This window comes from Mycobacterium zoologicum, assembly GCF_020181635.2.
In the GTDB taxonomy this organism is placed as follows: domain Bacteria; phylum Actinomycetota; class Actinomycetes; order Mycobacteriales; family Mycobacteriaceae; genus Mycobacterium; species Mycobacterium zoologicum.
This window is the reverse complement of the sequence record NZ_JAYJJS010000003.1, coordinates 108,763-124,869: the sequence shown is the minus strand read 5'-3', so window position 1 is coordinate 124,869 and position 16,107 is coordinate 108,763. Positions and strand designations below refer to the sequence as shown.

The window sequence follows — 16,107 nt, the reverse complement described above, 5'->3', positions numbered from 1 at the left end:
CGTGAGCCCCCAGGTGGTGCGCCCGCGGATGGTCGACGCCGGCGGTGTGCCGATGTCGGCACTGGTGGCCGAGGTGCCCGATCCGCACGCCGTGGTGGTAGCGCTGCACGGCGGCGGGACCACGTCGGTGTACTTCGACTGCCCGGGTCAGCCACAGTTGTCGCTGCTGAGAATCGCCGCAGCACAGGGCTATACCGCAATCGCCTTGGATCGGCCCGGCTACGGCTCGTCGGCGCTGTATCCCGAGGCGCTGGAAGATCCCGCGCAGCGTGTCGAGTTGGCCTACCGGGCCGTCGAGGCAATCCTGGGCGAGCGGGCCCGGGGAGCGGGCCTGTTCGTGCTGGGCCACTCCAACGGCTGCGAACTGGCGCTGCGGATGGCCGCCGATGACCGGGGCACCGAGCTGCTCGGACTCGAACTGGCCGGCACCGGGCTGCGCTATCACGATGCCGCACAGCAGGTCCTGAGCACCGCGGGTCCCGGCCGACGGCCGGCAGGCCTGCGCGACCTGCTGTGGGAACCGGCCGCACTGTATCCCGAAGCGGTGCGGCGCGGTATCACCAATGCTCCCGCCGGGGCGCCCTACGAGACCGCCATGGTGACGCAGTGGCCGCGCATCGACTTCCCGAAGCTCGCTGCGCGGGTTCGCGTTCCGGTGCGATTCACCTTTGCCGAACACGAAAAGGTCTGGCATTCCGACGCCGCGGCCCAGCGCGACATCAGCGCGCTGTTCACCGCTGCGCCGAGCTTCACCAGCAACGACCAGTCGGACTGCGGGCACAACCTCAGCCTGGGTTTCGGCGCCGTGGACTACCACCGTTCGGTGTTGTCATTCGTCAGCGAGTGCGCGGCCGCCACTGCCGCCAGGGAATCGGAGGTCAGTTGATGCGGGTCGGATTCATCGGATTGGGCAGTCAGGGCGCGCCGATGGCGCGACGGATCGTCGAGGCCGGATACGCCACGACGTTGTGGGCGCGACGGGACGGCACGCTGGAACCGTTCTCCGACACCGAGGCTCGCATCGCCGACTCCCCGGCGGAGCTGGGCGCCCAGAGCGACCTGGTCTGCCTGTGCGTGGTCGGTGACGCCGACGTCGACGAGGTGGTCCGGGGCGCCAACGGTGTGCTGGCCGGAATGGCGTCCGGCGGTGTGATTGCGATTCACTCCACGGTGCATCCCGACACCTGCCGAAAACTGGCGGCACACTGCGCCGATCGCGGTGTTTCGGTGATCGACGCACCGGTCAGCGGTGGCGGCCCGGCGGCCGCAGCCGGGACGCTGCTGGTGATGGCCGGCGGCGACGCCGACGTTGTGCAGCGGTGCCGCCCGGTCTTTGAGACCTACGCCGATCCGGTGGTGCATCTGGGTGAGCTGGGCTCAGGTCAGGTGACCAAGCTGCTCAACAATCTGTTGTTCACCGCCAATCTCGGCACCGCGGCCACCGCGCTGGCACTGGGCAAGCAGATGGGCGTTGCGACCGATCGACTCGCCGAGGTGGTGACCCGCGGCAGTGCGAACAGCTTCGCGCTGAACAGCATCCGGGGTTCCGGCGGCACCCTGGACCGGCTGGCCGCAATGGCCGGTGGCCTGTTACAGAAAGACGTGCGCCTGGTGGCCGACCTGGCGCAGCAGGCGGCCGCGACACCGGGCGCGGTGCTCGACGCCGCCGATGCGGCGCTGGCACTGATGGAGCACCGGCGATGACCCCCTTCCGGGAAGCTGCCGTTTGTCTTACAGTAGCGGCTATAGTCCATCGTCTCGGCGTCGGCTTCCGGCGCCCTGAGGAGGTTCGATGACCAAGGCGGAGCTCATCTTCGACCCGTTCTCGGAGGAGTACTTCAACAATCCGTTCGACATCTATCGGCGGATGCGCGAAGAGGCGCCGCTGTACTACGACGAGAGGGAAGACTTCTACGCCCTGACCCGTCACGCCGACGTCTCCGCGGCGCTCAAGGACTTCGAGACCTACTCCTCGGCCCGCGGCTGCGACCTGGCGATGGTGCGTAGCGGAGAACCGCCGCAGAAGTCCATCATCTTCATGGACCCGCCCGAGCATCGGCACCTGCGCAGCCTGCTCAACAAGGCCTTCACCCCGCGGGCCATCCAGGCCCAGCGGGAGACCATCGTCGAACAGGTCGAGCGGTTCCTCGGGGCCGCCGACCCGGATCGCTTCGACGTGGTGCAGGACTTCTCCGGACCGTTCCCGGTGGAAGTGATCACCCGAATGGTCGGAGTTCCCGACGAGTACCACCAGCAGGTACGACACTGGATCGACACCTCCCTGCACCGCGAACCCGGGCAGATCGAGACCAGCGCCGAGGGCATGCAGGCCAATATGGAGACGGCCATGTACTACTACGGCCTGGTGCTGGAGCGGCGCGCCAACCCCCAGGATGACATGCTCAGCAGGCTGATCGCCGCCGAGATCCCCGGCGAGGACGGCCAGATGCGGCGCCTGGACGACATCGAGATCACCGGCTTCGCCACGCTTTTGGGCGGTGCCGGCGCCGAGACCGTCACCAAGCTGGTCGGCACCGCCGCGGTTGTCTTCGCCCGCAATCCGGACCAGTGGCGCAAGCTGCTCGACGACCGCAGCAAGGTTCCGGCCGCGGTGGAGGAACTGCTGCGCTACGAGGGCCCGGTGCAGTACAACGTCCGCTACACCCTCAAGGAGGCGCACGTCGGCGGCGGCACCATTCCGGCGGGCAAGCCGGTGTTCCTGCTGAGCGCCGCGGCGAACCGCGACCCGGAGGCGTTCACCGACGCCGACACCTTCGACATCGACCGGGACCAGACCGAGGCCCAGCACCTGGGCCTGGGCTACGGCATCCACAGCTGCCTGGGTGCGGCGCTGGCCCGGATGGAAAGTGTGATCGCGCTGGAGAAACTACTGGACTTCATGCCCCGCTATGAAGTGGATTGGGATGGCCTGCAGCGCGTCCACATGCAGAACGTCTCGGGCTGGCTCAACGTCCCGGTCCGGGTGCTGCGGTAGGAGTGACGATGTCCAAACGCCAGGTAGTGGTTGACTACGGACTGTGCGAAGCCAATGCGATCTGCATGGGCATCAACCCGGAGGTCTTCCACCTCGACGACGAGGATCACCTGCACATCCTCAAGCCGGACATCACGCCGGAGACCGAACATGATGTCGCCGAGGCGATCCGCCGGTGTCCGCGCCAGGCGCTGTCGATCGTCGAGACCGACTGACCGCCGCAGGTCCTAGCGTCCCGGGAACCCGGACAGGATGACCGCGTTGCAGTCGGCCGCGGACTGCCGCAGCTTCGCGGCGTTCTGGTAGCCCTCGGAGAAGTACCACGCCCGAGCGGCTTGGACCGACTCGAATTCCAGTACCACGGTTTGGCTTCCGTGCCAGTCGCCTTCAAGCAGCTCGGGCTTGGTCTCGACGGCCAGGATCGTCGCACCCCCGGATGCCATCGTGGGCCCGGCGGCTTTGCCGTAGGCGGCCATGCCGGCCGGGTCGTTGATCGCCTCGGTGAGGATCACATATCCCTTGGGCCCGTTGGTCATCGGTGCTCCTCAGTCTGTCTGGTCGGTGACATCGTCGATGGCATGCTCCGGGCACTGCTTGATGGCGTCGCGGACAGCGGCCTCGTGCTCGGCCGGCACCTCGTCGACGGTGACCTCGGAGTACCCGTCGGCGGTCATCGAGAACACCTCAGGGCAGATCGTGGTGCAAATACCGTGTCCGGCGCAGCGATCCGGGTCGACCCAGGCCTTCATCGCTTCACCCCCGGCGTGAACTCCAGATGCAGATCTATCAGGCCACGCAGGATGTAGGTCGGGATGTAGCGGTACCGGCGGGCACCGGCCGGACCGTGCTGCTCTTGCGCGACGGTGATCTCCGAGGTGCGATCGAGCAGGCGCTCGATCGCGATCCGGGTCTCGGCCCGCGCCAACGGCGACCCGGGGCAGCTGTGGATGCCACGGCCGAACGTGATGTGCTGGCGCGCGTTGGTGCGCGCGAGATCGAAGGTGTCCGGGTCGGTGAATCGGCGCGGGTCGCGGTTGGCACCCGCACTGAGCACCATCAGCGTCGTGCCGGCCGGGATCGTGACACCGCCGATCTCGGTGTCGAACCGGGAGAGCCGGAAGTCGCCCTTGACCGGGCTCTCGAAACGCAACACCTCTTCGATGAAGTTCGGGATCAGGCTGCGATCCGCGCGCAGGCGCTGCTGGACGTCGGGCCGCTCCCCGATGATCTTGAGCGCGGAGCCCAACAACCGCACGGTGGTCTCCTGCCCGGCCGAATAGACGTTGGTGGCAACCCGGGCCACGTCCATCGGCTCGGGAATCGAGCCGTCCGGGAAGGTCGCCTCGGCCATGCCGCTGAGCACGTCACCGCGGGGCGTCGCGCGACGGTCGGTGATGTAGTCGGCGAACTGGGCGTAGAGGAACTCCAGGGGGCTGTGCGCCAGGGCTTTGGCGTCGGTACTGCCGATCCCGCCGCCGGCGTTGTGGTGCATGTTGTCGACGAAGTCGTCGCGGTCTTCCTCGGGCACGCCGAGCAGGTCGGCGATCACCAAAAGCGTGAAGGGCGAGGCGAATCCGCCGATGAACTCACCGGATCCCGGCGCGAGGTAGTCGTCGAGCACCTGATCGGCGAGCTCCCACATGGCGTCTTCGTTCTCCTTGAGACGCTTGGGGGTGATCAGCCGCATCAGCAACGCGCGGTGGTTGGTGTGGGTGGGCGGGTCCAGGGTGGGCAGCTGGTCGGAGAACGGCAGCTCGTCGCGGTGTCTGTCGATCAGGCCCGCCACGGTCTCGCCGCCCAGGTCACCGTCGAGCGGCACCGGGAAGCCGGGGAACGGGCCGGTCACCGCGATGCACGAGGAGAACTTCTCGGCGTCGCCGGCCACCGCGCAGGCCTCATCCCAGCCGGTCACCATCATCACGTTGTGGTGCGGCTCCCGGGTGATCGGCGACCGCTCGAACAGTGAGCGCAGGTAGGGGTACGGGTTGTCGACCACGGCCTGGTCGGTAAAGAAGTCGATCGCATCCGGATCCGTCACGACCCGCCTCACTCTCTGGCACGCATGTATTGCTCTCAAAGATGAGAATGTAATTCTCCGCCGCTGACAGACTTCCATACGCCCGGTGAACTCGTCAACGGCGCGGCGCTCAGCTGTTGGCTTGGGCAGCCTCGGTCAGGGCGTTCGCCTGGCGTTCGCCGTCCTTGTGGTGACTGAGGGCCCGAATCGCCACGTCGTGGCCCTGCGCCGCGGCCCGCAGCGCCCCGACCGTCGCCTGCTCGCGGGGAACATGGGCGAACGGGTCGAAGGAGTACCAGCGCATCGCGTTCTCGTGGGTCATCTTGTTGATGTCGGAGTCGGGAACGTTGTTCGCGGTCAGCACCTCCCACAGCTCCTCGGGCGCGTTCGGCCACATCGAGTCGCTGTGCGGGTAGTCGGCCTCCCAGGCGATGTTGTCGATGCCGATGTCGTTGCGCAGGGTCACGCCGACCGGATCGGAGATGAAGCAGGTCAAGAAGTGGTCCCGGAACACCTCGGAGGGGACCTTGCCGCCGAAGTCCTGGCCGGTCCACGTCGAGTGCATGTCATAGGTGCGGTCGACACGCTCCAGGAAGTAGGGAATCCAGCCGGTGCCGCCCTCGGACAACGCGATCTTGAGGTCCGGGTACTGCTTGACCGGGCGAGACCACAGCAGATCGGCGGCGGCCTGCACGATGTTCATCGGCTGCAGGGTGATCATCACGTCCATCGGCGCGTCGGGTGCGGTGATGGCCAGCTTCCCCGACGACCCGATATGCACATTGAGCACCATGTCGTTGTCGCACAGGGCCTCCCACAACGGGTTCCAGTACTCGTTGTGGAAGCTCGGGTACCCCATCGCGGCCGGGTTCTCGGTGAACGTCAGCGCGTGCACGCCCTTCTTGGCCACCCGCCGCACCTCGTCGGCGCACCGCTGCGCATCCCAGATCACCGGCAATGCCATCGGGATGAAGCGCCCGGGGTAGGCGCCGCACCATTCGTCGATGTGCCAGTCGTTGTAAGCCTGCACCAGCGCGACCGAGAAGTCCGGGTCGTCGGTGGCGAACAGTCGCCCGGCGAAACCGGGGAACGACGGGAAGCAGACCGAGCCGAGGATGCCGCCGGCGTTCATGTCCTTGACCCGCTCATCGACGTTGTAGCAGCCCGGCCGGATCTCGTCGAGACCCTGCGGTTCCAGGCCGTACTCCTCCTTGGGCCGCCCGGCCACGGCGTTGAGCGCCACGTTGGGGATCACCACGTCGCGGAACTGCCAGCTGTCGGACCCGTCCGGGTTGTGCACCAACCGCGGCGCGTCGTCGAGATACTTGCGCGGCAGGTGATTGGCGAACATGTCGGGTGGCTCGACGATGTGGTCATCGACGCTGACCAGGATCATGTCGTCCTTGTTCACGGCCTTCTCCGATCCGGGCCGGCGCTGCGAGGCGGGCCCAACGAGTCCTGTGGCACCTGATATGAAAACTATCTTCCCGCTTTCCGAGAATCAACCTTCTGACGTGCCCATGGCGGCGGGCTGCCCCGAGCGTCGTCACCGACATCTGCGGCCCGCTCCGACCAACGAGCTCTAGCTGCGGAAACAGTCGACTGTTGACCAATCGAGCAAAACATGGAAATCTGTTGGTCAAATATGAGAACGTGATTCTCATACCGAGGAGGAGCACATGCGCCTGACGCCGCTGACGGAGTCCCAGTGGGACGACGAGGAGGTTCAGCGCGCCCTCGCCCAGGTGCTGACCGCGGACCGGCGCAACCCGCGCGGCGCCGGCAGCGCAATGACCATGCTGGCCCACCACCCCAAGCTGGCCCGGGTATTCCTCAAATTCAACGTCGAGTTGCTGTATCGCGGGACGCTCCCCGGACAGCTGCGCGAGCTCGCCATCCTGCGGACCGCACATCGTCGCGGCTGCGAATACGAGTGGGCTCACCACGTAACGATGGGCAAGGAAGCCGGACTGACGGACTCCGACATCGAAGACCTGCAGCACGGCGCGGCGAGCGACGAGTTGTACCAGGCGGTGCTCAACGCCGCCGACGAACTCGACGAGAATTCCCGGCTCTCCCCCGCCACCGAGGCGGTCCTCACCAAACACCTGGACGAGCATCAACTGATGGAGCTCGTCTTCACGGTCGGCTGCTACAGCATGCTGGCCATGGCCTTCAACACATTTGGCGTTGAACTCGACGAAAAACCCGAAGCAGAGAGGTAATACCGTGGCCCATTTCCCCAAGCCGGCTGCAGGCAGCTGGACGCAGAGTTATCCCGAACTCGGCACCGCGCCGGTCGATTACGCGGATTCGTACGATCCGCAGCACTACGCCGACGAGCAGGAGGCGATCTTCAAGCGCACCTGGCTCAACGTCGGGCGCATCGAACGACTCCCCAAGGCCGGCAGCTACTTCACCCGAGAGCTCCCGTCGGTGTGCAAGGGCACCTCGATCATCCTCGTCAAGGGCAAAGACGGTGTGGTGCGGGCGTTCCACAACATCTGCCGGCATCGCGGAAACAAGCTGGTGTGGAACGACTTCCCCAACGAGGAGACCGAGGGCACCTGCCGTCAGTTCACCTGCAAGTACCACGCCTGGCGCTACAGCCTCGAAGGTGACCTCACCTTCATCCAGCAGGAGGGCGAGTTCTTCGACGTCGACAAGAGCCAGTACGGCCTGGTGCCGGTGCGCTGTGAGGTGTGGGAAGGCTTCATCTTCGTCAACTTCGACGACAACGCAGGCCCGCTCAACGAATACCTCGGGCCGCTGGGCAAGGGCATCGAGGGCTACCCGTTCGGTGAGATGACCGAGGTCTACTCCTACAAGTCCGAGATCGGCAGCAACTGGAAGCTGTTCCTCGACGCGTTCACCGAGTTCTACCACGCGCCGATCCTGCACGGCGGGCAGTACACCAAGGAAGAGGCCGCCAAGATCCAGGCGACCGGATTCGAGGCGCTGCACTACCAGTTCGAAACGCCGCACTCGGTGATCTCCAGCTGGGGCGGACAGTCGCCGCCGGCCGACCTCGATATGGTCAAGCCGATGGACCGGACGCTGCGCAGTGGCCTGTTCGGCCCGTGGGACAAGCCCGATATCGAAGGCCTGGACGCACTTCCGCCCGGCGTGAACCCGGCGCGGGCGCCGAAGTGGGGCGTCGACTCCTTCGTGTTCTTCCCCAACTTCATGATTCTGCTGTGGGAACCGGGCTGGTACCTGACCTACCAGTACTGGCCGATCGCCGCCGACAAGCACATCTTCGAGTCGAACCTGTACTTCGTGCCGCCGAAGAATGCACGGGAGCGGCTGGCCCAGGAGCTTGCCGCAGTCACCTTCAAGGAGTACGCGCTGCAGGACGCCAACACTCTGGAAGCCACCCAGACAATGATCGGCACCAAGGTGGTCGATAACTTCCTGCTGTGCGACCAGGAGGTCATGCTGCGTCACCTGCACAAGACCGCCCGCGACTACGTGAGCGAATACAAGAAGACCCACAAGACCAAGGAGCACGCCAATGGCGCTACCTGCTGACTTCGCCGACCTGCAGCCCCACGAGGCCTGGGACCTGGCCACCGAGCCGGAGCGCTACGCCAAGAGGCTCGCCTCGACCATGCCGGAGATGCAGGAGTTCTACGACGCCGCGATGCCGCGTCTGGAAGATGCGATCACCTACATGGACAAGTTCGACCTCAACGATCTGCCCGATGATGCCCGCTCACTGATGCACGTCATGCAGTCTTTGGTGATGGTGTCATTCCCGATCGAGGCCTGGAAGCAGGCTCGGGTTCCGGACAGCGGTGCGGCATGGATCGACTGCATCAAGGAACCGGTCGTCTGACGGTGTTGACGCTCAAGGCAGCCGGCCTGCTCGACGTCGACTCCGGCGAGATCATCCGGCCCGGTGTCATTCGGGTCGAGGGAGATCGGATTGTCGGTGTCGGCGGTCCGGTCTCCGAGGATGACGGCGAGGTGCTCGATCTCGGCGATCTGATCCTGCTGCCGGGGCTGATGGACATGGAGGTCAACCTGCTGATGGGAGGCCGGGGTGAGAACCCCGGCCTGTCCCAGGTTCAGGATGATCCGCCGACCCGGGTGCTGCGCGCGGTCGGCAATGCGCGACGCACCCTGCGGGCCGGGTTCACCACGGTGCGCAACCTCGGCCTGTTCGTCAAGACCGGCGGCTACCTGTTGGATGTGGCGCTGGGCAAGGCGATCGACGCCGGCTGGATCGAGGGCCCCCGGGTGGTGCCGGCCGGACACGCGATCACCCCGACCGGCGGGCACCTGGACCCGACCATGTTCGCCGCGTTCATGCCGGGCGTGCTGGAGCTGACCATCGAAGAAGGCATCGCCAACGGTGTCGACGAGATCCGCAAGGCGGTCCGCTACCAGATCAAGCACGGCGCCCAGCTGATCAAGGTGTGCTGCTCGGGCGGTGTGATGTCGTTGACCGGCGAGGCCGGCGCACAACACTATTCGGACGAAGAGCTGCGGGTGATCGTCGACGAGGCACACCGGCGCGGGCTGCGGGTGGCCGCGCACACGCACGGCGCCGAGGCCGTCAAGCACGCGGTGGACTGCGGAATCGACTGCATCGAGCACGGATTCCTGATGGACGACGAGGCTATCGCGATGCTCGTCGAACACGATCGCTTCCTGGTGACCACCCGGCGGCTGGCCGAGGCCATGGACGTCTCCAAGGCCCCGGCGGAGTTGCAGGCCAAGGCCGCCGAGATGTTCCCCAAGGCCCGTACCTCCCTCAAGGCGGCCTATGAGGCCGGCGTCAAGATCGCCGTCGGCACCGACGCTCCGGCGATCCCGCACGGCCGCAACGCCGATGAACTGGTCACCCTGGTCGAATGGGGAATGCCTCCAGCCGCCGTACTGCGGGCCGCAACGGTGACCGCGGCCGAGCTGATCAACGCCGACGATCGCGGCCGGCTGGCCGAGGGCCTGCTCGCCGACATCATCGGTGTGCCCGGAGATCCGTTGTCCGACATCAGCGTTACCCGCAACGTTTCGTTCGTCATGAAAGGCGGCAAGGTCTATGTCCACAAGAACTGACGATCTCGTCGAGATCCAGCAGACGCTGGCTCGTTACGCGGTGACCATCACCCAGGGCGACATCGACGGTCTGGTGGGGGTGTTCACCCCCGACGGCACCTACAGTGCGTTCGGCGAAACCTATTCGCTGGACCGGTTTCCGGTGCTGGTGGACGCCGCACCCAAGGGTCTGTTCATGACCGGCACCCCGGTGATCGAGCTGGACGGCGACACCGCCACCGGCACGCAGCCGCTGTGCTTCATCGATCACGCCAGCCATGACATGCGGATCGGCTACTACAACGACACCTATGTCCGCACCGCCGACGGCTGGCGGTTGAAGACCCGCAAGATGACCTTCATCCGGCGCAGCGGTGACCACGACGCGGGACGGCCGCACGCCGTCGGCAGGCCAGAAGCCGGATGAGTGCGCTGCACGACCCCGCCGAGTTCCGCACCCAACTGCGCGCCTGGCTCGACACCAATGACCTGACGGCCCCGGCCGACCACTCGCTCGAGTCGCACATGCGGCAGTTCATCCGGGTCCAGCGCGCCCTCTACGACGCCGGGTGGGGCCGTTACGGCTGGCCCGAGAAGGCGGGCGGTCTGGGCGGTCCGGACATGCTGCGCGCCATCGTCGGCGAGGAGGTGGTCGGGCGGCGATTGGCCGAGCCGGGGCCGTATTCCATGCTCGAGGTGCTGACGCCGACGATGATCGACTATGCCAGCCCGGAGCTCGCCGCGGAAATGGTCCCCAAACTGCTGCGCGGCGAGGAACAGTGGTGCCAAGGCTTTTCCGAACCCGGCTCCGGCAGCGACCTGGCATCGCTGAGTACCCGAGCCACCCCCGACGGCGACAACTGGATCATCAACGGGCAGAAGGTCTGGACGAGCTTCGCCCAGTACTCCCAACGCTGCATCCTGCTCACCCGCACCGCCCCGGGGCACGACGGGATCACCGCGTTCTTCGTCGACATGGACGCCCCCGGGATCACGGTGCGGCCGCTGCACACCATGCACGGTGTCGATGAGTTCTGCGAGGTCTACTTCGACGACGTGGTGGTCTCCGGTGATCGCATGCTCGGCAAGCCCGGTGACGGCTGGCCCCTGGCGATGGATCTGCTGCCGTTCGAACGGTCCACCTGCTTCTGGCAACGGATCGCCTACCTGTACTCCCGTTTCGACGACTTGATCGCCCAACTGGCGGCACGCGGCGAGACCGACGACTCCGCGATGGGCGCAACGTATCTGGCGCTGCACACGCTGCGCTGCCGGTCGGCGGCCACCCAGCACCGACTGGCCGGCGGCACCCGGCTGGGCCCGGAGACGTCGATCGACAAGGTGTTGTTGGCCGGCGCTGAGCAGCAGCTCTACGACACCGCGCGCGACGTGCTGCCCGGGGCCATCGAACTCGACGAGTCACCCTGGCGCACCGAGTACCTGTATTCGCGGGCGGCAACCATCTACGGCGGCACCTCGGAGATCCAGCGCAACATCATCGCGCGCCGGCTGCTGGATCTGGGTAAGGAGTGACGATGACCACCGGAACCGATGCCGCATCAGCCGCACTGCTGGAAGACACCCTGCGCAAGACCATGGCGTCGGCGTCCGGCCCGGCACTGGATCAGGCGCTGGCCGAACTCGGCTGGGCGGAAATGCTTTCCGAGGACCCCGACCTGGCCATTCCGCTGGTGTTCCGACTGCTCGGGGAGACCGGGGCGCACGCCTCGGTGCTCAACGACGTGATCCTGGAGACCATCGGCGGCCTACCCGGCGGCACTCCCCCGATGCCCTATGCCGGTGGCAACTGGGTGATCTGGGAGCGCACCGAACGCGAGGGCAATCCGATCCTCGGCGGGCTTCCCCTGCTCGAGATCCCCGGCGGGGAGCAGATGCGCCTGGGTGAGGCCCGGCGCGCGTTGGGGTGGTGGCTGGTCGGCTCGGCGCGGGCGATGCTGGACCTGGCCCGCCAACACGCACTGGACCGGGTGCAGTTCGGCAAGCCGATCGCCTCGTTCCAGGCGGTTCGGCACCGACTCGCCGAGACCCTGGTCGCCATCGAGGGGGCCGAGGCCACCCTGTCGGTGCCTGTCGCCGACAGCCCGGACCTGATCGCGATGCTGGCCAAGGCGGCGGCCGGCCAGGCCGCGCTGACCGCGGCCAAGCACTGCCAGCAGGTACTCGGCGGGATCGGCTTCACCGCCGAACACGAACTGCACCACCACATCAAGCGCGTCCTGGTGCTCGACGGCCTGCTCGGCAGCACCCGCGAGCTGACCCGCCAGGTCGGGCGGGGGCTACGGGCCCGCGGCTCCGCCCCCCGGTTGGTGCAGCTCCAGCGATAAGCCTCGCCGAGAGGGAATTACACGACGAGACACGCCGTCTGGGCGTCGCCCGATTCCCTCTCGCGACGCAATCGCGGTTACCGCGGCAGGCCCAGCACCCGCTGGGCGATGATGTTGCGCTGAATCTCCGAGGTTCCTCCGGCGATGGTGCCGGAGAAGCTGCGCAGGTAGCGGTCGAACCAACTGCTGGTGGCGTGGTCCTCGTTCATCGGCGTGTAGGTCCCCGAGACCGCCGGGTGAGCCAGCGCACCGGAACCGGCCGCGTCCAGAGCGTGCTCGGCGCCGGTCTGAACCGCCTCGGAGCCGAGCAGCTTGAGCACCGACAGCGCCGGGACGTCCTGCTCGCCGCGCGCTGCCTGGGCCAGCGCCACCGAGCCGAGCAGGCGCAGCGCCTGGTTGTCCATCAACATGGTGGCGAAGTGGTCGCGGTCCAGCGGCCCGACCGGACGGAAGTCGTGGATCAGGTCGCGCAGCCGGTCGGCGAAGCTCATCCACAGCAGGGTGCGTTCGTGCCCGAGCGAGCCGTTGGCCACCCCCCAGCCGCCGTTGAGCGGCCCGACCAGGTTCTCCGCCGGCACTTCCACGTCGGTGAAGAACACCTCGTTGAAGTCGATGTCGTCGTGCGCGCACGCCGAGGCGAACGGGCGCCGCACCACGCCGGGCGCGTCCGTCGGGATCAGCAACACGCTGATTCCCTTGTGCTTGGGGGCATCCGGGTCGGTGCGCACGAACGTCAGCAGCACGTCGGCATCATGCGCTCCGGAGGTCCACACCTTCTGGCCGTTGACCACGAAGTGGTCGCCGGTCAGTACCGCGCGGGTCTGCAACCCGGCGAGGTCCGAGCCGGCGCCCGGCTCACTCATGCCCAGCGATGCGCTGATCTCGGCCCGCAGGATGGGCACCGCCCAGCGCCGCTTCTGCTCGTCGGTGCCGAACGACAGCAATGACGCCGCGATGATGCCGACGCCCTGCGGGTTGAAGCTGGGATAGATCCGCCGCCGCGACAGTTCCTCGGAGTGCACGTACTGCTGCAGGATCGTGGCGTTGCGGCCGCCGAACTCCGGCGGGTTTCCCGGCAGCAGCCAGCCGTTGTCGAACAACAGTCGCTGCCAGCGACGCGCCCATTCCGGCACGTGGGAGCACGATCGGGAACGTTCGATCGTGTCGGCCTCCGCGGGCAGGTTCTCATCGAGGAACGCGGCGAACTCCGCGCGGAAGTTCTCGACATCGGCATCGAAGGTGAGTTGCACCGACACTCCTCGGCTCGGGAATTTTGCGAGTCCACTTCCATAGACGCGACCATGAGAATATCATTCTCGGATGGAGAAGTTACAATCTCTCAAATGTGGGGGCAGCGCCGGCGCGGCGCGCAGTAGCAGAGTTACCGTCCAGTACAGTTGCGTCATGCCCCGGTTGCCACACACCCTTACGGAGGGCTGGTGAGCAGCCCCAGCGAAGAGCCCGCCTGGAAACAGCGCGCGGTCGAACGCTCCATCAAGACCGCGAAGATCCGCGCGGCGCAACGCGTTCAGCGTTTTCTGGATGCCGCACAGTCGATCATCATCGAGAAGGGCAGCACCGACTTCACCGTCCAGGAGGTCGTGGACCGCTCACGCCAGTCACTGCGCAGCTTCTACCTGCAGTTCGACGGCAAGCATGAGCTGCTGCTGGCCCTGTTCGAAGACGCCCTGAGCCGCGCGGCCGACCAGATCCGCGCCGCCACGGCCAATCACTCCGACCCGATCGAACGCCTCAAGGTCGCCGTGGAGTTGCTGTTCGAGTCGTCGCGCCCGGACCCGGCGGCCAAGCGTCCGCTGTTCTCGGACTTCGCACCCAGCCTGCTGCTGACCCACCCCGCCGAGGTCAGGGTCGCCCACGCCCCGCTGTTGTCGCTGCTGTCCGAGCTGACCGAACAGGCGGCCGAGGCCGGGCAGCTGCGCCCCGGCGCCAACCCGCGGCGGGTCGCCGCGATGATCATGCAGACGGTGCTGTTCAACGCCCAATCCAGCCCCGCCTCAACCGATCCGGCGGTCAACCCGTTGACCGCGGACGAGGTCTGGGACTTCTGCGCTCACGGCTTCGGCCGTAACTGATCCCCTCCCCCACCCGCGCGCCCGATCGACTCGGCGACCGCGCGGTCTTCGCGCGCCCGAACGAGTCTGGACAAGGGGTGACGAAGCGCATACTCTCGTCTGCGAATCCAATTATCAGTAGATGAGAAGGGGATTATCCATGTCGGTGCAGGCGGTCTTGGACGACATCCGGAAGGTCCCCGGTACCGGTGACGTGATTCCGATCATCGACCCCGCCACCGAAGAACAGATCAGCGAGTTCACCGACTGCGGCCCCGAGGCCGTCAACGACGCCGTCGCCCGCGCCAAGGCCACCGCCGAGTCCGGCGTGTGGTCGGGCATGGCCGACTACGACCGGGCCCGGGTGCTGTGGAAGATCGCCGATCTGATCGATGAGAACGCTGAGGTGCTGGCCGAACTGGAGTCCGTCAACGCCGGAATCCCGGCTTCGCAGGCCGCGATCATCACCAAAGTGGGCTCGGAGTGGTTCCGCTACTACGCCGGCTGGTGCACCAAGATCGACGGCATCGCCCGCGACGTGAACACCGGTGGCCTGACCGGGATCGAGTCCCATCAGCACGTCTACACGCTGCGCGAGCCCTACGACGTTGTGGGACTTATTTTTCCGTGGAACGGGCCGGTCTTCAACTTCTGCGCCAAGCTGGCCCCCTCGCTGGCCGCGGGTTGTAGCAGCGTGGTCAAGCCGGCCGAGGAGACCCCGCTTTCGGCGCTGGTCCTCGACCGCATCCTGAGCGAAGCCGGTGTTCCCGACGGCGTGGTCAACATGGTGCTCGGCTACGGCCACACCGCCGGAGCGGCGATCACCGCGCACCCCGACGTGGACAAGGTTGCGTTCACCGGATCGACCGAGGTTGGCCGGGAGATCGTGCGCGCCTCTGCGGCAAGCAATCTCAACAAGGTGACCCTGGAGCTCGGCGGCAAGTCGCCGGTGCTGATCTACGACGACGCCGACGTGGACATGGCCATCACCATGGCGGCGTTCGGCACGTTCGTGCACTCCGGACAGGCCTGCGTGTGCGGTTCACGCATCTTCGCCCAGCGCGGCGTCTACGAGCGCGTCGTGGAGGGCATCGCCAACATGGCCAACATGATGCAGCTCGGCGGCCCCCGCGACGAAGGCGTCATGGTCGGTCCGCTGATCAGCCAGAAGCAGCTGACCCGGGTGCTGGGCTACCTCGAGCAGGGCAAGGCCGACGGCAACGAGCTGGTCACCGGTGGACACCGGCTGGACCGCAAGGGCTACTTCGTGCACCCGACGGTGGTCACCGGCGTCGACCCCGACACCAGCCGGCTGTTCCAGGAGGAGATCTTCGGCCCGGTCGTCACGATCCTGCCGTTCGACGACGACGACGAGGCAATCGCGTTGGCCAACAACAGCAGCTACGGCCTGGCAGCTACCGCGTGGACGACAAACCTCGGCCGCGCTCACCGGCTCGCCAAGCGGCTCAAGGCCGGAACCGTCGGGCTGAACTGCCAGATGCAGTTCGACCACTCCATGCCCTTCGGTGGATACAAGCAGTCCGGCTGGGGCTATGAGTCCGGCAAGGCCGGCATCGAGGCCTACCTCCAGACGAAGATCGTCTGGACCCAGATGTAGCCGGGGGCTGAAACGAC

Annotated in this window: 18 protein-coding genes; 13 read left to right on the top strand and 5 right to left on the bottom strand. The window is 66.7% G+C overall.

From position 1 onward, the window contains the following. Position 1: 1 nt before the first annotated feature. From K6T84_RS03510 to K6T84_RS03495, 4 genes are all read left to right on the top strand, one after another. Entirely contained in the window at positions 2 to 886 is an 885-nt protein-coding gene (locus K6T84_RS03510) for an alpha/beta hydrolase (RefSeq protein WP_408065866.1), read from the top strand. Continuing rightward, a complete protein-coding gene (locus tag K6T84_RS03505; protein WP_225397245.1) occupies positions 886 to 1,704 on the top strand; it encodes an NAD(P)-dependent oxidoreductase in 819 nt (272 codons plus the stop codon). Before K6T84_RS03510 ends, K6T84_RS03505 begins: the two co-directional genes overlap by 1 nt. Positions 1,705 to 1,792: 88 nt before the next feature. Then, the gene (locus K6T84_RS03500; protein ID WP_225397246.1) at positions 1,793 to 2,995 is read left to right on the top strand and encodes a cytochrome P450; all 1,203 of its coding nucleotides are present in this window, start codon (positions 1,793 to 1,795) and stop codon (positions 2,993 to 2,995) included. Positions 2,996 to 3,003: 8 nt separating this feature from the next. Then, the gene (locus K6T84_RS03495; RefSeq protein WP_225397247.1) at positions 3,004 to 3,210 is read left to right on the top strand and encodes a ferredoxin; all 207 of its coding nucleotides are present in this window, start codon (positions 3,004 to 3,006) and stop codon (positions 3,208 to 3,210) included. Positions 3,211 to 3,222: 12 nt separating this feature from the next. Here K6T84_RS03495 and K6T84_RS03490 read toward each other — a convergent pair whose 3' ends face one another. The 4 genes from K6T84_RS03490 to K6T84_RS03475 form a co-directional block, all read right to left on the bottom strand. After that, the gene (locus tag K6T84_RS03490) at positions 3,223 to 3,531 is read right to left on the bottom strand and encodes a DUF1330 domain-containing protein (protein ID WP_225400701.1); all 309 of its coding nucleotides are present in this window, start codon (positions 3,529 to 3,531) and stop codon (positions 3,223 to 3,225) included. A 9-nt stretch (positions 3,532 to 3,540) separates the two neighbouring features. Next, positions 3,541 to 3,744, bottom strand: a complete 204-nt coding sequence (locus K6T84_RS03485; RefSeq protein ID WP_225400702.1) for a ferredoxin — start codon at positions 3,742 to 3,744, stop codon at positions 3,541 to 3,543. Beyond that, positions 3,741 to 5,033: a cytochrome P450 gene (locus tag K6T84_RS03480; protein ID WP_225400703.1), complete on the bottom strand. Its 1,293-nt coding sequence runs from the start codon at positions 5,031 to 5,033 to the stop codon at positions 3,741 to 3,743. Before K6T84_RS03480 ends, K6T84_RS03485 begins: the two co-directional genes overlap by 4 nt. Before the next feature lie 109 nt (positions 5,034 to 5,142). Then, positions 5,143 to 6,423, bottom strand: coding sequence for an amidohydrolase family protein (locus tag K6T84_RS03475; protein ID WP_225400704.1), 1,281 nt, complete (start codon positions 6,421 to 6,423; stop codon positions 5,143 to 5,145). A gap of 268 nt (positions 6,424 to 6,691) precedes the next feature. Here K6T84_RS03475 and K6T84_RS03470 point away from each other — a divergent pair, with 268 nt between their 5' ends. Genes K6T84_RS03470 through K6T84_RS03440 form a run of 7 tightly spaced genes read left to right on the top strand, consistent with a single transcriptional unit; the run spans position 6,692 to position 12,400 of the window. Then, positions 6,692 to 7,237, top strand: a complete 546-nt coding sequence (locus K6T84_RS03470; RefSeq protein ID WP_225400705.1) for a carboxymuconolactone decarboxylase family protein — start codon at positions 6,692 to 6,694, stop codon at positions 7,235 to 7,237. A gap of 4 nt (positions 7,238 to 7,241) precedes the next feature. Beyond that, positions 7,242 to 8,543 (top strand): aromatic ring-hydroxylating oxygenase subunit alpha, encoded by a 1,302-nt coding sequence (locus tag K6T84_RS03465; protein WP_225397253.1) that lies wholly within the window; start codon positions 7,242 to 7,244, stop codon positions 8,541 to 8,543. After that, entirely contained in the window at positions 8,527 to 8,850 is a 324-nt protein-coding gene (locus K6T84_RS03460) for a hypothetical protein (protein WP_225397254.1), read from the top strand. The genes K6T84_RS03465 and K6T84_RS03460 overlap by 17 nt, the downstream gene beginning before the upstream one ends. Before the next feature lie 2 nt (positions 8,851 to 8,852). Further along, complete coding sequence (locus K6T84_RS03455) at positions 8,853 to 10,076, top strand: metal-dependent hydrolase family protein (protein ID WP_225402061.1); 1,224 nt, start codon at positions 8,853 to 8,855, stop codon at positions 10,074 to 10,076. Next, positions 10,060 to 10,482, top strand: coding sequence for a nuclear transport factor 2 family protein (locus K6T84_RS03450; RefSeq protein WP_225400706.1), 423 nt, complete (start codon positions 10,060 to 10,062; stop codon positions 10,480 to 10,482). Before K6T84_RS03455 ends, K6T84_RS03450 begins: the two co-directional genes overlap by 17 nt. Then, positions 10,479 to 11,588, top strand: coding sequence for an acyl-CoA dehydrogenase family protein (locus tag K6T84_RS03445; RefSeq protein WP_225397256.1), 1,110 nt, complete (start codon positions 10,479 to 10,481; stop codon positions 11,586 to 11,588). Before K6T84_RS03450 ends, K6T84_RS03445 begins: the two co-directional genes overlap by 4 nt. A gap of 2 nt (positions 11,589 to 11,590) precedes the next feature. Then, positions 11,591 to 12,400: an acyl-CoA dehydrogenase family protein gene (locus K6T84_RS03440; protein ID WP_225397257.1), complete on the top strand. Its 810-nt coding sequence runs from the start codon at positions 11,591 to 11,593 to the stop codon at positions 12,398 to 12,400. A 77-nt stretch (positions 12,401 to 12,477) separates the two neighbouring features. On the opposite strand, the gene K6T84_RS03435 is transcribed toward K6T84_RS03440, so the two are convergent. Further along, entirely contained in the window at positions 12,478 to 13,650 is a 1,173-nt protein-coding gene (locus K6T84_RS03435; protein ID WP_225400707.1) for an acyl-CoA dehydrogenase family protein, read from the bottom strand. 189 nt (positions 13,651 to 13,839) lie between these two features. On the opposite strand from K6T84_RS03435, the gene K6T84_RS03430 reads away from it, so the two are divergent. Next, complete coding sequence (locus tag K6T84_RS03430) at positions 13,840 to 14,493, top strand: TetR/AcrR family transcriptional regulator (protein ID WP_225400708.1); 654 nt, start codon at positions 13,840 to 13,842, stop codon at positions 14,491 to 14,493. Positions 14,494 to 14,632: 139 nt separating this feature from the next. Continuing rightward, complete coding sequence (locus K6T84_RS03425; RefSeq protein ID WP_225400709.1) at positions 14,633 to 16,090, top strand: aldehyde dehydrogenase family protein; 1,458 nt, start codon at positions 14,633 to 14,635, stop codon at positions 16,088 to 16,090. Positions 16,091 to 16,107: the final 17 nt, after the last annotated feature.